Below are 15,123 nucleotides of genomic sequence, written 5' to 3' on the forward strand. Positions count from 1 at the left end.
ATAAAGTTATTCACTTAATATCTAAATAATTCCTGCTATGATAAACTTGTTTCATTCAGAAACAATATATCCCAACTTACAGACAAAATTTGATACTACGTTATTTATGGGGTAAATTCACTACTTTAAGATTAGCCTGTGAATATAATTTATCTTCCAAGTCAGCGATCCGATTTTGTAAATCAGTAACTTTCTTAGTGAGAATCACATTTTGCTCTAAGATCATTTTCTTATCTTCTACAAGCTCCTTATTCTTCTCTCTAAGACGTTTTATCTGCTCTGCTTGGCTTGAACCCTTTGGTTTACGTTCTTCCCTTTTAGAACTGTTTAAATCGCTTTGTAGCGATTGTGTTTCCTCTATCATTGCCTTTAGATCAGGTCGATTATAAATTGTCTTTCGTGATATATTTGCCTTCTCACTAACACTTTTGATGGTTATAGGATCTTTACCCTTCTTCAACTTTTCAAGAGCTTCTATGACCTTCTCTGTCGTTCTGAGCCTATTTTGCTCTGCCAGAGTTAGTTTTTTCTCATTCGTCATGTTTAGCACCTGCCACTTCTAAAAGAGCCTCTTGGAATTCCTTCTCTGCCAGTTTCTTTTGTAAATCCGAAACATATTTTTCTAACATCCCTTGCTGAAAACGAAGTTTTGTTGTGTAAATGCTCTTATCATTATCAAGAGTATTTAATTCTTGTTCGACTCTTTCGAGCCTTGCTTCGTAAACAGGCAAGTGTCTTGCGGATGCTATGAATTCATGACAGCCCAAGCATACTCCATCTTGTTCGCAGGGTTCACCACGCATTGGGTGATGTAAACACATACCATGAGGTAATAGCTCAATCTTTAATGCTCTTCGCATTTTATCAACTTGATCAGTAGTAAGTCCTTTAAACGGATTTTCTTCGCCTTCCAATGATTCCAGTACGATTTTATTGGTCGTTGTGACTGGAATTTCACCTGATAAAATATCCTTGATAACCTCTTGTTTTTGTCCTTTTGTATGGTCATAAGTCTCAGTCATCATAATAGACTTATGATTCATCATTTCAGCTACATCGTGGAGTTTCATTCCACCTTTAAGGGCATAAGTCGCAAATATATGTCTGAAATAGTGTTGTGTAAGTTTTAAAAGATTTCCTTTTTCATCACGCAAATCATGCTTTTTAATAAAGGGATTCAATCTTTTTGCTGTCCAGTTAGAGTGACTCGCAATGGTGATTGGATCTTTTCTTCTGTTTGTATAAGTTAAGAAGAGATATGGTTCACCGAACTGCCTTATCAAAGGTTTTGAGTGTTTCTCTAAGGCTCTAATTGCTTCAACTACTATTTCATTCGCAGGTCTTGTTACCCGTTCTGGCGTTTTTTGTGTTTTCGAAGTCAGATAAGTTATTTGGTACTCACCATTTATTACACTTAAACAGCCTTCTTGAATTAGTACAACTTCACTTATACGAAGACCTAACTGAGTGGAAAGAAGGATACTTGCAGAAGTAAGGACATCCTCACCCTTTTCAAGCTGTTCTCTTGCCGTTTTAATTAGGCTGTTAATAACTTCTTCTTCGGGTAGAACCTTGTTGGTTACACCAAACTTCGTACCCTCTTTAAGCGTTTTGTTATTAATGATTAATTCATTGTATATGCTGTTTATTTTGGTAGTGTTTGTCGGCACTTCCCAATCTCTTTGGCCGCCTCGAATTAACAATTCTTTTACCACTTGTGCCGATTTTTTAATACTCATTGGACTAAGAGGTGTTCCTCTTTCACTAATGGCTTTAAGCAAGTATTGAAAGTATTCTCGGATCGTGTTGTCCGTAAAGTCTTGAAAAGACTCAATACTATGATTTTCATTTAAAAAGTCAATAAGTTGCTTAAATGCTGAATGCTTCCGTTTCACTGAATTGAAACCGTTCATGAGTAATTCCGAATGTATATACTTTTTAATCGTAATCTTGATAGATTCCCATTGACTAAAAGAAGTAAAGTCTATTCGAAATTTGGCATCATTCCAATGTGGAGCTTCCACAAAGCCTTTAAAGTCCCAAATATCATCTGAGAATTTGTTATTGCCACAACGAGCTTCTTTTACAGATTTAGACGGTGTGTAGTCAACCAAAGGCAAGTTATTGTTTATTGTCATTTGACCATCACCCCTTGTTGAAGGGCTTCTAAACGGCTGACAATCACTTCTAAAGCCTTCTCAGTCTCGTTTAAGAGGTAATCACTACCCATGAGGTCTTGTGCCATATATCGTTCCTTATCTGCCCTTATACGCCCCAAATGATCCTTATGAACTTCAAGGAATTCAGGAGTGGTAATAAACTTCGGGCAAAATAAACAAGCATTTGGCTTTTTACAATTTACAACCTTTTTGTTTATCGGTTTAGTACATACACCATCTGGAAGCTGTGCCATTAAGCGTTTTTCGGTATCAAGTTTTTTACCACTTTCATCTACAATGTCATCAACCTTACGTTCTACAAGTCCAATAAAACCAATCTTTTTATACTCTTTCGTGAGTTTGTCATTTCGGACTTTGGCATATAGGCGAGTAGAGTGCATAGACTCATGCCCCAAATACTGCATAACCTCAAACGTACTAAGACCGTTATTTAGAAGATCGGTTCCAATTTGATGACGGAATTGGTGAAACGTTATTACCGCCAAATCACCGTTGCTATCCCGAATATCAAACCGTTTAATAAACTTATCTCTCAACCAATCCCTTGCAGTTACTTGTCTCAAAGGCTTGTATTTCTTGTTTATAGGTTGAAAATAATAAAATAATTTGTCGGTCTTCAATTCAGAACGAAGTTCTTCCGTAGCTTGAATTAACATTTTAATTGCTACCGAAACCTCTTTGCTAACAGGAATAAACCTTTCGGTCTCATTTTTGGAACTAACTACTTCCAGAAGATATTTCTTCAATAAGTCTCTTCTTAAACAGTCTTTATTTAAGTTTAAAGCCTCTGTTAAACGTACTCCTGTATGTCTAACGACAGTAACTAAAGTCCAAAGAACAACATCATTTAAGCATTCTAAAGTTGGCTGTAATGTTGATTTCATTTGGCGAAGTGAAGAATCAATCGAATCCATTACATTGTCATCAATAAGCATACTTTTCAACGAGTCCTCTGTTTGTAAAGTACGTTGTTCAGTTCCATCAAACACTTCGTAAAGTGGAAATCCACCCCACTCAAAGAGTTGACCATGCTTAATATGATGTTTCAATGAAGCTAACGATATAGCTCTCGTTTGCGGTTTATTTACATTTGCTAATAGGTAGTGAATAAACCCTTCTACAATATCAAATGTAAGTTCCTCAAACGTATCAAGAACAATATCATAACCCTCTAAATACTCAAAGAATACCTCTAACGAATAGTTGTATCTGTGTAATGTTGAGAGTTTAAGCCTACCAATTGTAATCGACTCTTTTGTAATCTTCTTAATCGTTTCCTTAAACCATTCATTCGGTAAAAAATCAAACCGAAATGTGTAAGGAGACAAATCCTCACTTGCAGGAAATACCCAAGTGTCTTTACTCATATCAATAAGAGGAAGTACATTAGTCAAGTAGCTCACCCCTCTTACTTTCTAAATAACGCTCATGAGCCATTGCTAATGTCTTAACAGAAGGCTTTGCGTATTTAGCTGTAGTAGCGATGCTCTGATGTCCTAATCGTTCTCTTATGACATTTACATCCACTCCAATATCCTGTAATTCGGAAGCGTGTGTATGTCTCAAAGAATGTGGTGTTAAACGGAAGTATTCAATTCCACTTTCCTCTTGAATTTCATTTAACACATCTTCCACCGAGGTTCTACCAATCGGTTCTCCTAAATTACTCGTAGAGTGTGACACAAAGATATAATCAATATCATCTTTTTGAGGGCGATGGAATAGAACATAATCCTCTAACGCCTGTAACAATTTCCATGACACAGGTATGGTTCTTTCGCCTGATTTCAATTGCCTATCAAGGGGTTCATTTTCCCTCTCAATTAGATAAATATTACCTGTTTTCTCTGTTGGATCAGGATAGTCATAATCACTAATTCTAAGGTGTAATAGCTCAGACACCCTAAATCCCGTTTCATATAACACTCGAAACATCAGCTTGTTCCGAAACATTAAAGATTCGTTTTTCCCCCAAAGCATATCAACAGCTTGGTAATACTTCTGCACCGTATTAGAATATAGTCTCTTTCTGTCACTTTTTTTTTTTAACTTTCTTCTAAAGTAACTTTGAAGACCTTTATCCCAATTCTTCGTTACATGACGAAAATAACCTCTGTTCTGATGTGGTGCATAGCCTCTTACTTTGACTAATGGTGATTCTTCTACAAATCCCCCAATAGCTTCAAAGTGTCTGAAAAACGAGCTTAATGTTGCCAAGTATCTATTAAGCGTTGCAGGGGCAACTCTCCCACTTGTTTTTCTGCTGTCGATGTATTCAATGAAACTGGTTATGGATGATGGCTTCACTTCATAGAACTTTAACCCTTCCCGTTCAAGCCATAGATAGAAGATCTTCAAATCATCTAAATAACTTTTTACCGTATTGGGTGACAATCCTTTGCTTTCCAGAGTATTCGTAAAATCTAAAACCTCTGAAATAATCCTCATGTTAGAATCCACTAACACAAAGGATGACAGGGTTTTTTCAACCTTCAAGGCACTCCCCTCCACTCAAAGGAGAAAGGCAAATAGCCCCCTCCATATCAGAATTACACATTACACACAGTATAACACATAATCCCCCCTGAGTAGTGAGAGTTTTCAATAGATTACACACAAGGAATTAAAGGTATAAATAATCCCCTAAATCCTTTGGAATACCTTTTAAAGATTACACACTGTTAAATAGACACAACCCCTTGATAGATAAGGTGTTTAATGTAGTTTACACATTACACACACTTACACTTCTCAAAACGGTAGATCATCATCGGAAATATCAATTTGTCCAGTATTTGCGAATGGATCTCCGTTATCTGTTCGTGTATAACCTTGTTGATTTGAACGTTGATTCTGATTAGTGTTTCCATATGAAAACTCTTTTTCTTTTGGAGCACTATAAAAACCAGTGTCGCCTCGATCTTGAGATGCACTTCTAGGTTCAAGGAATTGAACACTTTCTGCCAATACTTCTGTTACATACACACGTCTTCCATCTTGGGCTTCATAATTTCGAGTTTGAATACGACCGTCTATACCAGCAAGACTTCCTTTTTTCAAAAAATTCGCCACATTTTCAGCTTGACGACGCCACACAACACAATTAATGAAGTCTGCTTCTCGTTCCCCTTGTTGATTTGTAAATGTACGATTCACAGCAAGTGTAAAGGTTGCAACAGGTACTCCATTTGGCGTATAACGCAACTCAGGATCTTTCGTTAACCGTCCAACTAGTACGACACGATTCATCATCAGAACCAATCCTTTCTTTCAAACTCTTTGTTTCACGTGAAACATTTTGCTTAAACATCTGTATCTATAAACTATTATTCGTCTTCTTTAATCACAAGATGACGAATAATATCTTCGTTAATTTTTGCTAAACGAGAGAATTCTTCAACTGCATCAGGTGTAGCATTTACTTTCATTAAGCGATAGTAACCGTCGCGGAAATCATTGATTTCGTATGCTAAACGACGTTTACCCCAATCCTTTGATTCGATTACTTCTCCGCCATTTTCAGTGATGATGCTATCGAAACGCTCAACAAGCGCTGTCTTTGCTTCATCTTCAATATTTGGGCGGATGATGTACATAATTTCGTACTTTCTCATCTCAGTCACCTCCTTTTGGTCTAAACGGCCCTTCTGGGCAAGGAACAATTATTCATTACTCACAGAAAAAAATTATAACACATGATCATTACAAATGCAATGATTACCCTTTGAATGACAATAAAAATGTCAGTAAAAAAATCATCACCCTTCATATGAGTGATGACGATCAATCATTATACATTAAATCGGAAATGAATCACATCGCCGTCTTGAACTTCATATTCTTTCCCCTCTAAGCGAACTTTCCCTGCTTCTCGTGCGGCTCCCATTGATCCAGCGGCTAATAAATCATCATAAGAAACTGTTTCCGCACGAATAAATCCTCTTTCAAAATCAGTATGAATTATTCCGGCACATTGAGGGGCTTTCATCCCCTTACGAAAAGTCCAAGCACGTACTTCTTGAACACCTGCAGTAAAATAGGTTGCAAGCCCTAATAAACTGTAAGCTGCACGAATCAACTGATCAAGACCAGACTCCTTAATCCCTAATTCTTCAAGGAACATTGTCTTTTCATCACCATCAAGCTCGGCAATTTCCGATTCAATTTTTGCACATACAACGATCACTTCAGCATGATCTTGCTCAGCAAATGTTCTAACTTGTTGTACATATTCATTTTCGGATGGATCTGCAACATCATCTTCTCCTACATTCGCAACATACAAAACTGGTTTGATCGTTAAAAGATGAAGCCCTTTTGCAACTTTCATTTGATCATCTGTAAATTCAATTGTTCTAGCCGGTTTTTCCTCTTCGAACGCTTCTTTTAGCTTTGCTAAAACTTCGTACTCAAACATCGCATCTTTATCTTTCTGCTTCGCCATTTTTTCAACCCGGCCGATTCGCTTATCTACTGTCTCAAGATCTGCTAAAATTAACTCTAAATTAATTGTCTCAATATCAGATATAGGATCTACGTTTCCAGCAACGTGAGTTATATTGTCGTCAGCAAAACAGCGAACAACATGACAAATGGCATCCACTTGCCGGATATGAGATAAAAATTGATTTCCGAGCCCTTCCCCTTTACTTGCTCCTTTAACAATCCCAGCAATATCAGTAAACTCAAACGTTGTTGGCACAGTTTTCTTCGGCTTTACAAGTTCGGTTAATTTTTGCAATCGATGATCTGGCACTTCAACCATTCCTACATTTGGATCAATTGTACAGAAAGGGTAATTAGCTGATTCTGCACCTGCTTGTGTTATTGCATTAAACAGCGTCGATTTCCCAACGTTCGGTAAACCGACTATCCCTGCCGTTAAAGCCATCCTTACACCACTCCTCTTTATGACCAATCTATATTTAAATACGTTTATATCTCATTATATAAAAGCAAAGTCTCTCACAATTATAGAGATATGCAAAAAAAAAGACAAGCATTGACACTAAGCTCAAAATAATTGAAAAAAGAAGTATGAATTCTAATATTGACTTTGACTACAAGCTCAAAGTAGGATAAGTGGTCATTCTTCATACTTCTTCTTCTTCTTAGACTATTAACAAACACTCGCATTCGCCGTTGTAAACTTATCAACGACAGGTTTTATTCGCTTTTACCTCTACTGACAAGTATCTTCAACTAGACTTTCAAGAATTACGCAAATCTTAACTCTATGACAAACGAAAAAGTAGCACAAATTCTTTCAAACTGTTGACAAAACGCTCACATTCGTCGTTGCTTACACTTCGTTGTCAGCTTATGAACAACTGTTCTATTTGCTTTCGCCTCGTGTAGCGCATCTTGACTGACAAGCGGTTAAAAGTATTCTTTCGTGCATTTGCTTCAAATAATAACTTTGTCAACAAGCTAAAAAAACTATAAATTATGATTCTTCATACTTCTGCAATACTTTTTTCATTTTTCTCGCAAACTCTTTACGTGGTATTAAAACGCTATGACCGCAGCCTTCACATTTTATTCGAATATCCATTCCCATTCGAATGATTTTCCATTGATTTGTTCCACAAGGATGCGATTTTTTCATTTCAACTATATCATTCAGTTGAAATTCCTTTTGTCCCATCAAGTGTACCTCCCTCAAATTTTTTTGAGTTTTGAGCATCTCTTTCTTCTAAAACGTATTCTAAGTGAAAACAAAAGAGATTTAAAGCTGATTACATTTATTTTACCATCTTTCAAGTTCCTTTCCTTTATTTCTATTTTCACACGTATAGATTTTAGAAATATTCCGTATACTGTTAATACTACTTTGAAGGAGTGGGATCCAATGAATATTAAACCAAGCTTTTTTGACAGACGAGATGATGGAGTACGTATTCATTATGAGAAAAAAAACGCAGATTACTTGATTGGTAAAGAAATATTCAATTTAATCCCAGTTGATAGTAACCGTCCCATCATTATTATTTGTATTGGTACAGATCGTTCTACTGGGGATTCATTAGGACCACTCATTGGTACATTTCTAGAAGAAAAAATGACCCGATGTTTTTTTATTTATGGAACTCTAGAAGATCCGATTCACGCAATTAATTTAGAGGAGAAAATCGTTGAAATAAATAACATTCATCATCATCCTTTTATTATTGGAATTGATGCATGTCTAGGCCGATTAAAAAGTATTGGCATCGTTCAAATCGGTAAAGGCCCTGTTAAACCAGGTGCTGGTGTTAATAAGGAGCTTCCAGCCGTCGGAGATATTCATTTGACAGGCATTGTAAATGTAAGTGGATTTATGGATTTTTTTGTATTGCAAAATACAAGACTTAATCTCGTTTTAAAAATGGCAAAGACGATCGCAAACGGAATATACCAAGCAAGCTTAACTTATTATCAAAAGCAAACTTTAGCTGAAATCAATTGGAATCGCAAAGCGAGCCAGGAACATACACCTTAAAGAAAAAGAAGGGATGGAAATATTAAATCCCTTCTTATCAAAAGATTCTTTCATATCCGTACAATAATGAAACGAGAATAGCAACAATAATAATACCTGGAAGGAAATTTGCAACGCGAATTTTAGTTACACCTAGTAAATTAAGGCCGATTGCAAATATCATTAATCCACCAGTTGCCGTCATTTCTAATATAAAATGATCCATAAGTTCTTGCGGGATAAGACGATCAATTTGGGTAGCAAAGAGGGCTATTCCTCCTTGATATATGACTACTGGAATAACTGAAAAAATAACTCCGATTCCTAACGTTGTTGTTAATATTAATGCTGTAAATCCATCTATCATTGCTTTTGTATATAAAACAGCATGATCTCCCCGAATACCGCTATCCAATGCACCTATAATTGCCATAGCTCCAATCACAAAAATTAACGTCGCAGTAACAAACCCTTGTGCAATACTGCCTTGCTCCTTTGAAGCAACTTTCTTTTCTAACCAAATTCCGAGCGCATTTAGTTTTGCTTCTAAAGCTAATATTTCTCCAATTACCGCACCAATAACAATACTTAAAATAACAATTAAAAAATTGGTACTTTTAAAGCCCATTTGTAGCCCTAAGACAATTACAGCAAGTGCTATTCCATGCATAACTGTTGCTTTTATTCCCTCGGGAATACGATGTAGCAGTTTTCCGATTAAAGTACCTATCATAATACAAATACCATTTACAATTGTTCCAAGCAGTACCATCTTATTCACCTTTTCAACGCTTTAAAAGATTAATACTATTAAACTATCATGAAATCAATTTATTTCCTATCTTTTTTTACTTATGCTTATTTGAATAGATGCATTGTACTCGTTTTAGAGTGAAAAAAAAAGAAAAAAACCATCTTCACGATGGTTTCAGCTTATAACAAAGTAAATTTTCGAACCAAATAACCTCAACAAATTGAAAACGCTTGTCAGTCAAAGCCTTCAGGAACAGTTGTTCATGTTACAACGAAGTGCAAGCAAAGAAAAATGCGAAAGTTTATCAAGAGTACGATGGCTTATGACGAATAAGTCGTTTCTAATAGTTCGAGAATTCGTTCTAAATCTTCCTTTGATAAAAATTCAATTTCAATTTTCCCTTTATTTTTAGATTGCTTAATATGAACCGTTGTCCCAAACCTTTCTCGTAAAAATGATTCTTGTTCCACAATAAAAATGTCTCTTTCTTTTTTCTCCTTTTTTGTTTCACGTGAAACATTTTGATTCATTTTTTGAATGAATAATTCTAATTGGCGGACATTTAATCCTTCATTTAAAACTTTCTTCACTACAGCAGGGAGATGATCTTTTTTCCGTAACCCAAGAAGAGCCCGTCCATGTCCCATCGATATTTTTCCTTCTGAAATGAGTGATTGGATCTGGGGCGGCAGCGAAAGTAAACGAATGTGGTTCGCTATATGCGGTCGGCTTTTTCCGAGGCGTTGTGCCAATTCTTCCTGTGTTAAGTTTAATCGCTCCATTAGCATTTGATAAGCTGCTCCTTCTTCGATAGGAGTTAAATCTTCACGCTGTAAATTTTCAAGAACAGCTAACTCCATCATTTGCTGTTCGCTTAATTCGCGAACAACAACTGGCATTTCTTTAAGGCCGGCTTCTTTAGCTGCACGGTAACGCCTCTCACCAACTACAATTTCATAGCCTTTAATGCTTTTTCTCGCAATAATCGGTTGCAAAATTCCATGTTCTATGATTGATTGCTTTAATTCATCAATCGCTTCTTTTCGGAAAGCCTTTCTTGGTTGATATGGATTTGGTCGAAGGTCTTTTATTTTTATTTCACGAATCGTCTCTTCTTTGCTGACGTCAATATTCGTAAACAATGCATTGATTCCTTTTCCTAACCCTTTAGCCATTTACAACCACTTCCTTTGCTAAATCTAAATACACTTCTGCTCCTCTTGATTTAGGGTCATAAATAATAATCGGTTTTCCATGACTTGGAGCTTCGCTTAGACGAACATTACGGGGAATGATTGTTTTATATACTTTATCTTGAAAATATTTTTTCACTTCTTCAATTACTTGAATACCTAAGTTTGTCCGTGCATCTAACATAGTAAGGAGTACACCTTCAATTTTTAAATCTTGATTTAAGTGTTTTTGAACAAGACGAACGGTGTTTAATAATTGGCTTAATCCTTCTAACGCATAGTACTCACATTGAACAGGTATGATCACGGAATCAGATGCCGTTAATGCATTAATTGTCAATAACCCGAGTGAGGGCGGACAATCAATTAAAATATAATCAAAATTATTTTTTACGGCTTCTAAAGCTCTTTTTAATCGCACTTCTCTTGAAATGGTTGGAACAAGTTCTATTTCCGCACCAGCCAACTGAATTGTCGCAGGAATCACATATAAATTTTCAACTGTAGTTGGTTGAATAACCCGAATAGCTTCTTCGTCATCCACCAATACATCATAAATACATTGGTCGACATCGGCTTTTTCAATTCCAACTCCACTCGTCGCATTTCCTTGTGGATCTATATCTACCATTAATACTTTTTTGCCGGTATAGGCTAAACATGCACCTAAATTAACTGAGGTTGTTGTTTTACCAACTCCTCCTTTTTGATTGGCGATCGCAATAATCCTGCCCACGATGTCACCTACCTTCTTTCCCTACTAAAATAGCAATAGCAATCATCTCATTTATTTTATCATGAAATGTCCTAGAATTGATAAACATATAAAACAAAGAAAGCAGTAAAACCGCTTATGAGAAATAAAAAAACAGTGAGAAAGTAAACCTACATCTGTTTTAGCTTCTCACTATCATCTAATATCATATCGCTTAGCTAGTTCATTTCTTTTTAGGAATACGAATTGTAAATTGATAGTACTCCTCAAATTCCTTTTCCTCTGAGTCAAGATTTATTCCGCTATCTGCTACCATTGTCAGCGACTGTCGAATGGTATTTACAGCTATCCTCATATCTTTACTAAAAGTCTTTCTTTTTGGCTTAGTCTTTTGGTCTTTTTGTTCGAGTAATTTCATAACCCGTTCTTCTGTTTGTTTCACATTTAAATTTTTCTCACTATTTTCAGCTAATAGCATTCGTTGTTTTTCAGGATCTTTTAACGGAATAAGAGCACGAGCGTGCCTTTCTGTAATAATTTTATTCAACAAGGCATCTTGAACTTCACTTGGCAACTTTAAAAGTCTTAGCTTATTAGCAACTGTTGACTGTCCTTTTCCCAATCGTTGTGCTAATGCTTCTTGAGTTAACTGATGAAGCTCTATCAATTTCCCGTAAGCAATCGCTTCTTCAATTGGAGATAGTTCTTCCCGTTGTAAATTTTCTATTAACGCAACTGACGCCGTTTCAGTATCATTTAAATTTTTAATAATTGCTGGTGCTGTTTCCCATTGGAGCTTTTTCATTGCCCGCCAGCGACGTTCGCCAGCAATAATTTCAAACTGATTTTCTTCATATTCTCTTACAACTATCGGTTGAATAATCCCATGTGTATGTATCGTTCTAGCTAATTCATCTATTTTTTCTTCATCAAAAATTGTCCGAGGTTGGAAACGGTTTGGAACAATATGATCAATTGGAATTTTACGAATTTCTTCTTGTTCATCTTCATCAACTTGATCTATCTCTTTATCTTCTTCTTCTTTTTCACCCAATCCAAAAAAACGAGAGAAAGTATGCTTCATAGTCCTGCACCACCTTTATGAAACTCCCTTTACATATTCTCTATTCTCTAAAAAAAGACAAGTTCCTGCCTATTTGGTTATATACTTACAATGAAAATTAGCTGCACGCAGTTATTCAATTGGATCCTTATTTGGTGTTCCAGGCTTGCGCGGATATTTTTTCGGTGTCTGCTTTATTTTATTCACCATCATAATCGTTCGCTCACTTTCCTCAATTGGAAGGAGAAAAGAATGGATGTTGTTAATTTTACCACCTAATAAAGCAACTGCCTTTTTCCCTTTTTCTAGTTCCTCTAGTCCACTTGCACCTTTTAACGCAATAAATGTTCCCCCAACTTTCGCTAATGGTAAACAAAATTCCGCTAAAACAGACATCCTTGCAACAGCTCTTGCCATGACAATATCATATGCTTCACGATGCTCTCTTCTTTTTCCAAAAGTTTCAGCACGATCGTGAATAAACTCAACATTTTCCAATGATAGCATATTTGCAAGGTGTTTTAAAAACGTAATTCTTTTATTTAAAGAATCAACAATTGTTACGTGTAAATTCGGAAAGGCAATTTTAATTGGGATACTAGGAAAACCTGCACCTGCGCCTACATCACAAATATGGAATGGTTTATTAAAATCAAAATAAAAGGCGGCAGAAATTGAATCGTAAAAATGCTTTAAATACACATCTTCCTTGTTAGTAATTGCGGTCAAGTTAATCTTCTTATTCCATTCCACTAATAATTCATAATAAAGCTCATACTGCTGTAATTGACGGGAAGAAAGGGAGATCCCCTTTTCCGCCAATAAACTAGTGAACTGTTCCGTGTTCATAAATTAATCCTTCCTCTTTATTCATTTGTTACGCGTGCAATTCGACCTTGTTCTAAATACACAAGCAAAATAGAAATATCCGCAGGATTTACTCCGGAAATTCGTGATGCTTGAGCAATTGATAATGGCCGAACTTCTTTTAGATTATGTCTGGCTTCTTTGGCAATACCAGAAATGGCATCATAATCAATATCTTCGGGATTTTTTTTATCCTCCATTTTTTTCAATCGCTCTACTTGTTGTAACGATTTATCAATATATCCTTCGTATTTGATTTGAATTTCAACTTGTTCCGTTACATCTTTATCAATTTCAATATCGCTAGGAGCTAACTTTTGAATATGTGCATATGTCATTTCCGGGCGTTTTAATAAATCTGATGCTCTTACACCATCTTTTAGCGGACTGCCACCTTGTTGCTGAACAAGTGCTTGCGCTTCCTTCGACGGTTTAATAATAATTGATCTTAATCGTTTTATTTCTTTTTCAATTGCTGTTTTTTTTAATTTGAATTTTTTATAACGTTCTTCTGAAATTAACCCAATCTTGTATCCAAGTTCTGTTAGGCGAAGATCAGCATTATCATGGCGAAGAAGTAATCGATATTCGGCCCGGGATGTTAATAACCGGTACGGTTCACTCGTTCCTTTTGTAACAAGGTCATCGATTAATACGCCAATATATGCTTCAGAACGACTTAAAATAATCGCTTCTTTGTTAAAAACATACCGGGCAGCGTTGATCCCAGCCATTAAACCTTGTGCAGCCGCTTCCTCATAGCCCGATGTTCCGTTAATTTGCCCAGCAGAATAAAGATTTTTTATAACTTTTGTTTCAAGTGTTGGCCAAAGCTGTGTCGGAATAATTGCATCATATTCTATCGCATAGCCTGGGCGCATCATTTGAGCATTTTCCAGTCCAGGTACAGATTTGATTAGATGAGGTTGAACGTCTTCTGGTAGACTTGTTGACAAGCCCTGTACGTATACTTCCTCAGTATTTCTCCCTTCTGGTTCTAAAAAGATTTGGTGACGCGGTTTATCGTGAAAACGTACAATCTTATCTTCCACTGAAGGACAATAACGCGGCCCTTTTCCTTTAATCATACCTGAATACATTGGTGAGCGGTGCAAGTTTTTCTCGATAATATTGTGCGTTTCTTTGCTTGTATATGTGAGCCAGCATGGCAGTTGATCGGTTATATATTCAGTTGTTTCGTAAGAAAAAGCATGCGGAGTTTTGTCACCTGGCTGAATTTCTGTTTTACTATAGTCAATTGTCTTTCCATTTACACGCGGCGGTGTACCTGTTTTAAAGCGTACGAGCTCAAAGCCAAGTTCTTTTAAATAATCTGCTAATTTAATTGATGGCTGTTGATTATTCGGTCCGCTTGAATATTTAAGTTCTCCAATAATAATTTCTCCACGTAAAAAAGTTCCAGTCGTTATAACAACTGCTTTTGATCGGAACACAGCCCCAGTTTTCGTAATAACTCCTTTACATACTCCATCTTCGACTATCAGTTGTTCAACCATTCCTTGAACTAATGTCAGGTTTGGTTCATTTTCTAAGGTTTTTTTCATTTCGTGTTGATACATAAACTTATCAGCTTGGGCTCTTAAGGCACGAACAGCCGGGCCTTTACCTGTATTCAACATTCTCATTTGAATATGCGTTTTATCAAGATTCTTCGCTATCTGTCCGCCAAGAGCATCGATTTCTCTTACGACGTTGCCTTTTGCCGGTCCCCCTATTGAAGGATTGCATGGCATAAAAGCAACCATATCAAGATTAATTGTAATCATTAATGTTTTTGCTCCGATTCGAGCTGCTGCTAAGCCTGCTTCACATCCTGCATGCCCAGCACCGATTACAATGACATCATAATTTCCGGCCTCGTATTGCATAA

15 protein-coding genes are annotated in these 15,123 nt (G+C 36.3%); 1 reads left to right on the forward strand and 14 read right to left on the reverse strand.

From position 1 onward, the window contains the following. Nucleotides 1-100: 100 nt before the first annotated feature. The 8 genes from K6959_RS16635 to K6959_RS16670 all read right to left on the reverse strand — a co-directional run bounded on the left by K6959_RS16635 (nucleotide 101) and on the right by K6959_RS16670 (nucleotide 7,827). Complete coding sequence (locus K6959_RS16635; RefSeq protein WP_107920283.1) at nucleotides 101-541, reverse strand: DUF6262 family protein; 441 nt, start codon at nucleotides 539-541, stop codon at nucleotides 101-103. Then, nucleotides 531-2,138, reverse strand: a complete 1,608-nt coding sequence (locus K6959_RS16640) for a site-specific integrase (RefSeq protein ID WP_107920282.1) — start codon at nucleotides 2,136-2,138, stop codon at nucleotides 531-533. Before K6959_RS16640 ends, K6959_RS16635 begins: the two co-directional genes overlap by 11 nt. Further along, nucleotides 2,135-3,574, reverse strand: a complete 1,440-nt coding sequence (locus tag K6959_RS16645) for a tyrosine-type recombinase/integrase (protein WP_107920281.1) — start codon at nucleotides 3,572-3,574, stop codon at nucleotides 2,135-2,137. Before K6959_RS16645 ends, K6959_RS16640 begins: the two co-directional genes overlap by 4 nt. Then, the gene (locus K6959_RS16650) at nucleotides 3,567-4,676 is read right to left on the reverse strand and encodes a tyrosine-type recombinase/integrase (protein ID WP_223087092.1); all 1,110 of its coding nucleotides are present in this window, start codon (nucleotides 4,674-4,676) and stop codon (nucleotides 3,567-3,569) included. The genes K6959_RS16645 and K6959_RS16650 overlap by 8 nt, the downstream gene beginning before the upstream one ends. Nucleotides 4,677-4,931: 255 nt before the next feature. Next, entirely contained in the window at nucleotides 4,932-5,432 is a 501-nt protein-coding gene (gene ssb / locus K6959_RS16655; protein ID WP_163242295.1) for a single-stranded DNA-binding protein, read from the reverse strand. A 74-nt stretch (nucleotides 5,433-5,506) separates the two neighbouring features. Then, entirely contained in the window at nucleotides 5,507-5,794 is a 288-nt protein-coding gene (gene rpsF, locus K6959_RS16660; RefSeq protein WP_163242296.1) for a 30S ribosomal protein S6, read from the reverse strand. A 176-nt stretch (nucleotides 5,795-5,970) separates the two neighbouring features. Continuing rightward, the gene (ychF, locus tag K6959_RS16665) at nucleotides 5,971-7,071 is read right to left on the reverse strand and encodes a redox-regulated ATPase YchF (RefSeq protein WP_163242297.1); all 1,101 of its coding nucleotides are present in this window, start codon (nucleotides 7,069-7,071) and stop codon (nucleotides 5,971-5,973) included. A 555-nt stretch (nucleotides 7,072-7,626) separates the two neighbouring features. Further along, nucleotides 7,627-7,827, reverse strand: coding sequence for a DUF951 domain-containing protein (locus tag K6959_RS16670; protein WP_163242298.1), 201 nt, complete (start codon nucleotides 7,825-7,827; stop codon nucleotides 7,627-7,629). 204 nt (nucleotides 7,828-8,031) lie between these two features. On the opposite strand from K6959_RS16670, the gene yyaC reads away from it, so the two are divergent. Next, nucleotides 8,032-8,661 carry a spore protease YyaC gene (yyaC, locus tag K6959_RS16675; RefSeq protein WP_223087094.1) on the forward strand — a complete coding sequence of 210 codons (630 nt, stop codon included), beginning with the start codon at nucleotides 8,032-8,034 and terminating at the stop codon, nucleotides 8,659-8,661. A gap of 37 nt (nucleotides 8,662-8,698) precedes the next feature. On the opposite strand, the gene K6959_RS16680 is transcribed toward yyaC, so the two are convergent. From K6959_RS16680 to mnmG, 6 genes are all read right to left on the reverse strand, one after another. Beyond that, nucleotides 8,699-9,412, reverse strand: a complete 714-nt coding sequence (locus K6959_RS16680; RefSeq protein ID WP_163242300.1) for a DUF554 domain-containing protein — start codon at nucleotides 9,410-9,412, stop codon at nucleotides 8,699-8,701. A 302-nt stretch (nucleotides 9,413-9,714) separates the two neighbouring features. After that, nucleotides 9,715-10,569, reverse strand: a complete 855-nt coding sequence (locus tag K6959_RS16685) for a ParB/RepB/Spo0J family partition protein (protein ID WP_163242301.1) — start codon at nucleotides 10,567-10,569, stop codon at nucleotides 9,715-9,717. Continuing rightward, entirely contained in the window at nucleotides 10,562-11,323 is a 762-nt protein-coding gene (locus K6959_RS16690) for a ParA family protein (protein WP_163242302.1), read from the reverse strand. The genes K6959_RS16685 and K6959_RS16690 overlap by 8 nt, the downstream gene beginning before the upstream one ends. A 202-nt stretch (nucleotides 11,324-11,525) precedes the next feature. Further along, complete coding sequence (gene noc, locus K6959_RS16695; RefSeq protein WP_223087095.1) at nucleotides 11,526-12,386, reverse strand: nucleoid occlusion protein; 861 nt, start codon at nucleotides 12,384-12,386, stop codon at nucleotides 11,526-11,528. A gap of 111 nt (nucleotides 12,387-12,497) precedes the next feature. Then, nucleotides 12,498-13,214, reverse strand: coding sequence for a 16S rRNA (guanine(527)-N(7))-methyltransferase RsmG (gene rsmG / locus K6959_RS16700; protein WP_163242304.1), 717 nt, complete (start codon nucleotides 13,212-13,214; stop codon nucleotides 12,498-12,500). Between the two features lie 17 nt (nucleotides 13,215-13,231). Next, on the reverse strand, nucleotides 13,232-15,121 hold the full coding sequence (gene mnmG, locus K6959_RS16705) for a tRNA uridine-5-carboxymethylaminomethyl(34) synthesis enzyme MnmG (protein WP_223087097.1): 1,890 nt from the start codon (nucleotides 15,119-15,121) through the stop codon (nucleotides 13,232-13,234). Nucleotides 15,122-15,123: the final 2 nt, after the last annotated feature.

The sequence above is a fragment of the Bacillus aquiflavi genome (assembly GCF_019915265.1).
GTDB classification, from domain to species: domain Bacteria; phylum Bacillota; class Bacilli; order Bacillales; family Cytobacillaceae; genus Bacillus_BT; species Bacillus_BT aquiflavi.